This window comes from Rhizobium sullae, assembly GCF_900169785.1.
GTDB classification, from domain to species: domain Bacteria; phylum Pseudomonadota; class Alphaproteobacteria; order Rhizobiales; family Rhizobiaceae; genus Rhizobium; species Rhizobium sullae.
On sequence record NZ_FWER01000110.1, the window covers coordinates 1 to 8,262 of the forward strand.

The following is an 8,262-nucleotide window of genomic DNA, read 5'->3' on the forward strand; positions in this document are numbered from 1 at the left end:
CGGAACAGCCAGATATTCGAACGGGTGGCGCGCATCGCCACAGAAGGTCACTTCATGAATAACAGGTTCACATTGGCCGTCACCGGCCAGTCGCTCATCAAGCACGATATCCGCGCCATCCCCGCCCCCGCCTTCGGCAAGGTTCGATCGCTCCTTCGCCAGGCGGATCTCTCCTTCACCAACTTCGAGGGGACCATCCTTGGGAGCCACGGCGGCTGGCCGCTCAAGGGATCGTTCTTCGGCTGCAGCGATCCGGTCGTTCTCGATACTCTCCGGGCGATCGGGTTTCGGGCGCTTTCGCTTTCGAACAACCATGCCTTCGACCTCGGCCCGTCCGGCGTGCTCTCAACGCTCGAGGAGGTGGAGAAGCGAGACTTCCTTCATGCCGGCCTCGGTCGCGACCATACAGAGGTCTCGCGGCCAAGCACCGCAACGATCGGCGGGCGGCGGGTCGCGATCGTCGCGATGGACGGAGGTCCCGGTCCGGATTTCATGTACGCCGCCAACGCCGACGACAATCGCCCCGGACGCCCCGGCGTCAATCGGCTTCGGCTGTCCCAGGTCATCGAGGTCGACGAGACCGCGTTCGATCAAATCCAGGCCATTCGCGACAAGGTCGGTTACACGGCGATCGATCTCACCAATGACAGCCAGCCGGACGATCCGCCGCGCCTCGCCCCGGAATCCGAGATCGGCATCTCGCGTGCGGTCTTCAGGCGATCGGAAAGGTTCGGACGCAGCGTCAAGATCGATGAGGCCGATCTTGCCAGGAACCTCGCCTCGATCGCGGCTGCGGCCGCCGACGGATCTCTGGTGGTCACCTATCTCCACCATCACCATTGGGCGTCCGACTGGTACCAGGTCCCCGACTGGGTGAGTGGCGTTGCCAAACGATGCATCGATGCTGGTGCTGCCATGTTCGTGAGCCACGGTGCGCCCGTTCTCCAGCCGATCGAGATCTACCGGGGCCGGCCGATCTTCTACAGCCTGGGGAATTTCATTTTCCACGTGCGTTCGAAGAAGTCGACCTGGACGGCACCCGAAGTCTGGGAGAGCCTCATCGGCCTATGCTCGTTCGGCGAAGATAACGGACTAATCGAGATCACGCTTCATCCCGTCATCATCGGAGGCGATGAAGCGCTGACTGACGGGGTGCTGGAACGTCGTCTGGCGCCGCATCTCGCAGCAGGCAAAAGCGCCGAACGGATATTGCGCCGATTTTCGGAACAATCGGCGAGGCTCGGCGTCGACATCGAGGTTTCCGGCGATGTCGGTGTCATCAGGTTTTAGCCTGCAGCGCGCCGTACCAATGAGCTCACTGGTTAGCTCCGCTGTCCACCACGACAGCCGGAAGCGGCCGTGAGCCGGCCCATCTCAGCTAAAAAAACGCCGCCGACAAGGGCCAGAACTGCTTCAGGACGAGGATGATGAACATGGAAGTTCAGAAAGAACTCATCAGTCGGTTTCTTCGCTATGCCGCGATCGAGAGCCAAAGCAACGGCCGCTCGCAATCCTTGCCGTCCTCACCTGGACAGGCTGCTCTTGCAACTTTGCTCGTCGACGAGATGCGCGCCATCGGCCTTGAGGACGTCCTGATCGACGAGCATGCCATCGTGACGGGCGTCAAACGTGGCAACAGGCCTGAGGTACCACCGATCGGCTTCATCGCGCATCTCGACACGGTTGATGTCGGCCTCTCGTCCTTCGTCCGCCCACAAATCCTCCGCTTCGAAGGCGAGGACCTTTGCCTCAATCACGAGGAGGACATCTGGCTCCGGGTCGCCGAACATCCGGAAGTTCTTGACTGGTTGGGGGAAGACATCATCGTCGGTGACGGCACCAGCGTGCTCGGTGCGGATAACAAGGCCGCCATCGCGGTCATCATGACGATGCTTGCCCGGCTCGATCAACAGATCGGCCACGGCGATGTCTTCATCGCCTTCGTGCCGGACGAGGAAATCGGATTGCGCGGCGCCAAGGCGCTGGACCTCTCCCGCTTTCCCTGTGATTTTGCGTACACGATCGACTGCTGCGAACTTGGCGAAGTGGTCCTGGAGACATTCAACGCCGCATCCTGCGAGATCGTCTTAACCGGCGTCAGTGCGCACCCGATGTCCGCAAAGGGAACGCTCGTCAATCCGCTGCTGATGGCGATGGACTTCATCTCCCACTTCGACCGCGAGGAGACGCCTGAATGCACGGAGGAACGCCAGAGCTTTTTCTGGTTCAAGGACCTCACCGCCACCGACAGCGAGGCAGTATTGACGGCATTGATCCGGGATTTCGACACAGATGGCTTCAATCGGCGAAAACGCCGGATCGCCGAGGTCGCGGAACGAATGCGATCACGTTATCCCACCGGGAATGTCCGCTACCAGTTTACCGACACCTATCAAGACATCTCCACGAGCCTCGCTCGCGACGATCGTGCCGTCGCTCTTCTCTTCAAGGCCATGGAGGAACTCGGGATCGAGAAGAAAGTGATCCCGATGCGCGGCGGCACCGATGGCGCGGTCCTCTCAGCCAGAGGGATACCTACACCGAACTTCTTCACCGGCGCCTACAACTTCCATTCACGCTACGAGTTTCTGCCGGTACCAGCCTTCGAAAGGTCGTTTGAAGTTGCGCTGAAGATTTGCCAATTGGCGGCGACTGGCTACTGCATGAGCGCCCCAGTTGTTCCAGATCTCCGCCTTACGAAGTTAACCTGACATCTTCGAAAGGGTGGTCATTCAACAGCAATTGAGAACTGATGCCTATCTCAGCAGATTGAACTGTCAGGGAACCACCATGTGCCTCGATGATCGATTTGCAGATCGCCAGGCCCATACCCATCCCTGTCTGCTTGGTCGTGAACAAGGGATTGAACGCGGACATGGCGAGCCGACGCACGACCGGAAAGCTGCTGTTGGTCCCGTAGCAGGGTTCGAGCTCGCCGGTGCATTCATTTGACCTACCCGCAGTTCTTGAGCGGGGTTAGGCGGCGCATCCTCCGCGAAATATTCCGCCATCGACAGGTCGTGACGCGGCGTTTTGATGCGGCAGGCAGCTCCAGATGTCTGTACGTATGTTGCATCCGTCGCGGTGAACGCGATCTCGAACGCAGCGCTGGTATCGTGAGCCCGTACTTCGAATTTCAATGGGCCGCTGCGGTCGTTGTTCGAGAGCGCAACCTCACACTCGGCGAACGGGCAGGACACATCGCCGAACGAAATCTCGACCCGCTCTTCGAAGGAAAGAAGTAAACTCATGGGTGCCGATTCCGATGAAGCCGCCCCTTTGTCCCGAGATGATTGCGCGCCCGGATTTCGGGATGATCTCGCCCCTTGAGGCCGGGGGTCCTGCTGGCAGTGATTGTTGTCAGTTCATTCGTGTCACGAGTCAAGATTTACGGCGCTGATTTCGCCGCAAGCTTTCCCCAGATAGGTCGGCGCGGTGAGCGTTATGAACCAGCCAGTATTCGTCGCCCCAAGCGGCGATCGGATGGGAGATCTTCTGAGAGACTGAAAAGACGGCGCTGGATTTCTACTGAGCACCGGACGGGCGGCCTCGATTGAGTAACGGCCAAAAGCAACTTTTGCTTGAACTTATCGAGCCCCGCGTTAGCCTAAGCTCTCAGTCCTTGCCGCTGCCGAATCGGCAAGAATTACCCTCGAAGGAGTATCCATGACGGCTTTGATCGAGGCACGGGGCGTCAGCAAATGCTTCCGGCAACACAAGAGATTTCCAGGCCTGCTGGGCGCCTTGAAGACGCTGGTGACCAGCGAATACACTGAAGTTCTGGCCGTTTCCGACATCGGTTTCGACATTGCGACGGGCGAAGCCGTAGGCTATCTCGGCCCTAACGGCGCCGGTAAATCCACAATGATCAAGATGATGACGGGCATCCTGGTGCCGAGTGCAGGCACGCTCTCGGTACTTGGTCGGACGCCGCATCTGCAGCGGATGGACAATGCTCGTGAGATTGGAGTCGTTTTTGGCCAGCGCAGCCAGTTGTGGTGGGACCTGCCGCTGGTTGACAGCTTTACCTTGCACCGGCGCATCTATGATATCCCCGCCGCCCGCTATGCGGACAATCTCAGGCGCTTCAGCGAGTTGCTTGAGCTGACGCCCTTTCTCGACCGCGCCGTGCGCCAGCTCAGCCTCGGCCAGCGCATGCGTGCCGAGATCGTGATGTCGCTGCTGCACGATCCTAAGATTCTCTTTCTGGATGAACCGACCATCGGGCTGGACGTGGTCGCCAAGGATGCCGTGCGGCGCTTTCTCGCCGAGATCAACCGCGAGCGCGGCGTCACCATCATCCTCACCACCCATGACCTGCAGGATATCGAGACCATCTGCCCGCGGCTGATTATGGTTGACCATAGCAGGCTCATCTTCGACGGCGAATTGAGGAGCCTGCGCGCCGCACTGGGCTCGGCCCGGCGGCTGACCCTCGAATTTGCCAGCGATCCCGGGCCGCTGCTGCTGACGACTGCGGCACTCGTCAGCGACGAGGGCTTGCGCAAGAACTATCTCATCGAGCGTGAGGACGTATCGCTGGTGCGAATCCTGTCGGAGGTGGGGAGCGGGCGTGACCTCAAGGATGTGGCGTTGCACGAGCCGGACATCGAAGAAGTTATCCGCACTTTCTACCAGCGTCGCAACGTCAAGGCTCGGGCATCATGACCGCCTATTTCGCCTTCGCCCGCAGCGCTTTCCACGCGCAATTCGCCTACCGCAACGAAGTATGGGCCAACATCTTCGGCAAACTTGTGCAGGTCGTCGCGCGCGTCGCCATCTGGCTGGCCGTCTATGCCGGCGCTGGCGGCACCGTGGTCGAGGGGGTCTCCCTGCAGCAGATGGTGACTTATGCCCTGCTGGGCGGCGCCGTGATGGGTGCCACCCGCCCTGAAAGGATCATCGGCGAGATCGGTCGGTCACTGAAGACCGGCGATATCGCCGTATGGCTGCTCAAGCCTTTGTCCTATCCGCTCTATCTCTTCGCCAACGAATGCGGCAGCTTTGCCTATCGCCTGGTAACCCAGGTCATTCCAACCGTTGCTTTCACTGCATTGTTCTATGGCATGCTGCCACCGGCGAGCCTGTTTCACGCGCTGCTTTTCCTCGCCTTCTGGGCGCTGTCCTTTACGCTGCTTTTCCTCATGTCCGCGCTCTTCGGCCTCATCGCCTTCTGGCTGATGACGAGTTTCTCGCTGGACTGGATCCTGGGCGCCCTGCTGCACTTGTTCTCGGGACTGCTCGTCCCCTTCTGGTTCTTCCCCGAACCACTTGCCACAGTCGCTCGCCACCTGCCCTTCGCCTGGGTGGTCTATTATCCGAATGCCGTCTATCTCGGCAGGCTCTCCGCTTCCGATGTCTGGCTCTACTTCGGCCTGGGCCTTGCCTGGGTCGGGTTGTTCCTCTTGGGCGTCCTTTGGTTGTGGCGCTGCGCCTCCAGCCGCATCACCGTGCAGGGAGGTTGATCGTGCTCATTCATCACCTACGAGTCATCCCCCTGCTGGTGCGGATGCATGTCCGCTCCCAGATGGAATATCGCGGCGCTTTCTGGCTCGACCGTCTTGCGCAGATACTTTCCTATGGCAGCGTCTTCGCGACCATAGGAATCCTGCTCGCCCGCTTCGACACGCTCGGCGGCTGGACTTGGCCCGAGCTTGCGCTGTTGTTCAGCTTCCAACTGCTGGCTTACTCGCTCGGCGCTGCGATGAGCTTCGTGCAATTGCGCGACCTGGAAGAACTGGTGCGCCTGGGCACTTACGATACGCTGCTGGTCAAGCCTTTCAGCCCCTGGGCCTATCTGGTCTTTTCCGGTCTCAATATCGGCTATGCGGGCCACATCATCCTCGCGATGCCGCTCATGGGTTGGGCCGTTCTGTCCATCGACTTCGTTTGGTCGGTCGGGTCCGCATCGTTTCTCATTGCCGCGCTCCTCAGCGCGACGCTGCTGACCGCTGCGCTCATCACCATGATCGGCGCCACTGCACTGATCTGGGTGCGGTCCAACCACTTGTTTTCGATCTTCTTCGGTTTTTGGGAGTTATCGCGCTACCCGCTCAACATTTTTCCCGGCGGCATTCAGACCATCCTCATCACCGCGGTTCCGCTCGCGCTCACCAGCTCGGTTCCTGTCGGCGCCTTGCTCGGCAGGCCCATCCCGATCCTCGGGGACTGGGCCGGGCCTGTGGCTCTCGTGGCCGGCCCTATTTGGGTGCTGATAGCCATCGCTTACTGGCGGTACGCCACCGGAAAATACCAGGGTGCCGGCGGTTGATTCGGCCCGCGGGGCACGGGGTCGGCCGGCTTGCGCTCGCTCCTATGACCGTACCCATAACGGGAAGAGGATCATGTCTATGCGATTTCGGTTGTGAGGGGTTGCTGCGGTTCTTGCGCTGAGTTTTCCATTGAACGCATTTAAGTGCCAACCGACAACTTAACAGCGAAATCTGACACGCCATTGATAACGAGAAGCTTGCGCTATAGGTTTACCGGCGCGGCAGGAGCTTTCATGCCTACCGGTACTGTCAAATTTTTCAACGAAGACAAAGGATTTGGCTTCATCACCCCTGAAAATGGCGGGACGGACGTATTTGTGCATGTCTCCGCTCTGCCACGAGGCGGATCCTTGAAAGAGGGACAAAGGGTAAGCTACGAACTAGGCCAGGACCGCAAAACTGGAAAGTCGAAAGCGGAAAACGTCAGCCCGCTCTGATCACGTTTAAGACCGTCGGAGCGAGTGAGCTGCCGGCATCCGACGGCCTTTCGGATCTCGTCGAATACAGATGCAAAAGCATGACGCCATGTTTGAGAAGGACTTCAGCTGGCTTCATATCCCTCCTCCAACTCGCTTTGCACGCCCCGGTCACGCTCGCCATACAGTTCGAATTCGCGGAACAACTCGGGATGCTCGCTCGAAGATGACAAGTCAGTCCGAAAGTTGCTAAAATCTCGCTATCTCCCAGCAGGCAGGTCTGGTCATGTCGAATATCATGCACAACCAAATTATCGCTCTTACCGATGAGTTTATCGAGCGCGTGCGCGCAGATGACGAAAGATCGTTCGGGCTCAGGGAATTTTCGGTATTTGTCAGCGGCCGTTTGGGCTATGAGGCGACGATGTGGGATCCGGACCTGGAGGGCTCCTTGATCAAGCGGTTCAACGATCATTACGATCTGGTCAGACAGCCGCTCGGCATGAGATGGGACTTTCTGAACGGCGACGTGGAGAGGCATCTCTGAGCGCCGCTCCGCCGCGACTTCGTTCGGGTATTGACCTGGCCTGCAATTTTCTAGGGGTGCGCCATCGGCCATGCGTCCGACCATTTGCATTTCGGCTTGAATTCTTCCGATGCCATCATCTCAAATGTCGTTTTCTTTTTACGCATTCCCTGATGTAATCGTCGGATGGTCAAATCTCCGCCACCAAAACCGCTGCTCGCCACCGATATGCCGGTTCGTTCAAGAGCCCGCAAGCCGCGAGATCCTGCCCAGCCGAACCTTCCCCTCGATCCCATGCCCGCGCGCATCGAGCCATGTCTGGCACTTACAAAAGCGAAGCCGCCGAAGGGACCAGACTGGGTCTTCGAAATCAAATGGGACGGATATCGTCTCGCGGTGCACATCGAACCCAGGCGCGTCCGGATCATCACGAGAGGCGGGCATGATTGGACGCATCGCTTTCCGGCGATAGCAGAAGCCGCAAAGCAGCTCGGCGTGGCTACTGCGATACTTGACGGCGAGGCAGTCGTTCTCGACGAGCAGGGGCGGCCAAATTTCGGGTTGCTGCAGCAATCGCTTGGCGGGCGTGGCGGCAAACGCACGTCCGGCGAAGCACTCTTCATGGCTTTCGACCTGCTCTACTTCGATGGACATGACCTCACCGAGATGGAATTGTCCGGAAGGCGTCATCTGCTCGAGGGCCTGGTCGCCGGCAAGGAGGGCGACATTCGACTTTCCGAAGAGGTCGAGGCAGATGGCGATCAACTGCTTGCTGCTGCATGCGAGCACGGTCTCGAGGGCATCATCGCCAAGAACCGGCACAGCACCTACCGCTCCGGCCGCCTCGGCGATTGGTTGAAGATCAAATGCCTCCAGAGCGACAGCTTTGTGATCGTCGGCTATGAACAGTCCATGGTCGCGCGGGCTGGAATCGGCTCCCTTCTGCTTGCGGCGCGCAAGGGCGATGGGCTCGTCTATGTCGGGAATGTCGGGACCGGCTTCAGGGAAAGTGTCGCATGGGAGCTGCGCTCTATGCTCGATCGCCTGA

10 protein-coding genes are annotated in these 8,262 nt (G+C 59.4%); 9 read left to right on the forward strand and 1 reads right to left on the reverse strand.

From position 1 onward, the window contains the following. Window positions 1-54 precede the first annotated feature (54 nt). A complete protein-coding gene (locus tag BN1800_RS38420) occupies window positions 55-1,290 on the forward strand; it encodes a CapA family protein (RefSeq protein WP_087006068.1) in 1,236 nt (411 codons plus the stop codon). A gap of 143 nt (window positions 1,291-1,433) precedes the next feature. Continuing rightward, window positions 1,434-2,711 carry a peptidase T gene (pepT, locus tag BN1800_RS38425; RefSeq protein ID WP_087006044.1) on the forward strand — a complete coding sequence of 426 codons (1,278 nt, stop codon included), beginning with the start codon at window positions 1,434-1,436 and terminating at the stop codon, window positions 2,709-2,711. Here pepT and BN1800_RS43740 read toward each other — a convergent pair. Continuing rightward, on the reverse strand, window positions 2,695-2,877 hold the full coding sequence (locus tag BN1800_RS43740) for an ATP-binding protein (RefSeq protein WP_087006046.1): 183 nt from the start codon (window positions 2,875-2,877) through the stop codon (window positions 2,695-2,697). The two genes, pepT and BN1800_RS43740, sit on opposite strands and share 17 nt — an antisense overlap. Before the next feature lie 71 nt (window positions 2,878-2,948). Between BN1800_RS43740 and BN1800_RS41880 the strand changes: the two genes are divergently transcribed. From BN1800_RS41880 to ligD, 7 genes are all read left to right on the forward strand, one after another. Beyond that, window positions 2,949-3,245, forward strand: coding sequence for a hypothetical protein (locus BN1800_RS41880; protein ID WP_165928374.1), 297 nt, complete (start codon window positions 2,949-2,951; stop codon window positions 3,243-3,245). Between the two features lie 421 nt (window positions 3,246-3,666). Then, on the forward strand, window positions 3,667-4,668 hold the full coding sequence (locus BN1800_RS38440) for an ABC transporter ATP-binding protein (protein WP_087006049.1): 1,002 nt from the start codon (window positions 3,667-3,669) through the stop codon (window positions 4,666-4,668). Beyond that, the gene (locus BN1800_RS38445; RefSeq protein WP_087006052.1) at window positions 4,665-5,465 is read left to right on the forward strand and encodes an ABC transporter permease; all 801 of its coding nucleotides are present in this window, start codon (window positions 4,665-4,667) and stop codon (window positions 5,463-5,465) included. The genes BN1800_RS38440 and BN1800_RS38445 overlap by 4 nt, the downstream gene beginning before the upstream one ends. A gap of 2 nt (window positions 5,466-5,467) precedes the next feature. Beyond that, window positions 5,468-6,271 carry an ABC transporter permease gene (locus tag BN1800_RS38450; RefSeq protein WP_087006057.1) on the forward strand — a complete coding sequence of 268 codons (804 nt, stop codon included), beginning with the start codon at window positions 5,468-5,470 and terminating at the stop codon, window positions 6,269-6,271. 234 nt (window positions 6,272-6,505) lie between these two features. Continuing rightward, window positions 6,506-6,709 carry a cold-shock protein gene (locus tag BN1800_RS38455; protein ID WP_087006060.1) on the forward strand — a complete coding sequence of 68 codons (204 nt, stop codon included), beginning with the start codon at window positions 6,506-6,508 and terminating at the stop codon, window positions 6,707-6,709. Between the two features lie 265 nt (window positions 6,710-6,974). Beyond that, the gene (locus BN1800_RS38460; RefSeq protein WP_087006062.1) at window positions 6,975-7,235 is read left to right on the forward strand and encodes a hypothetical protein; all 261 of its coding nucleotides are present in this window, start codon (window positions 6,975-6,977) and stop codon (window positions 7,233-7,235) included. Between the two features lie 165 nt (window positions 7,236-7,400). Then, a partial coding sequence (gene ligD / locus BN1800_RS38465) for a non-homologous end-joining DNA ligase (protein WP_087006065.1) occupies window positions 7,401-8,262 on the forward strand: 862 nt, incomplete at its 3' end.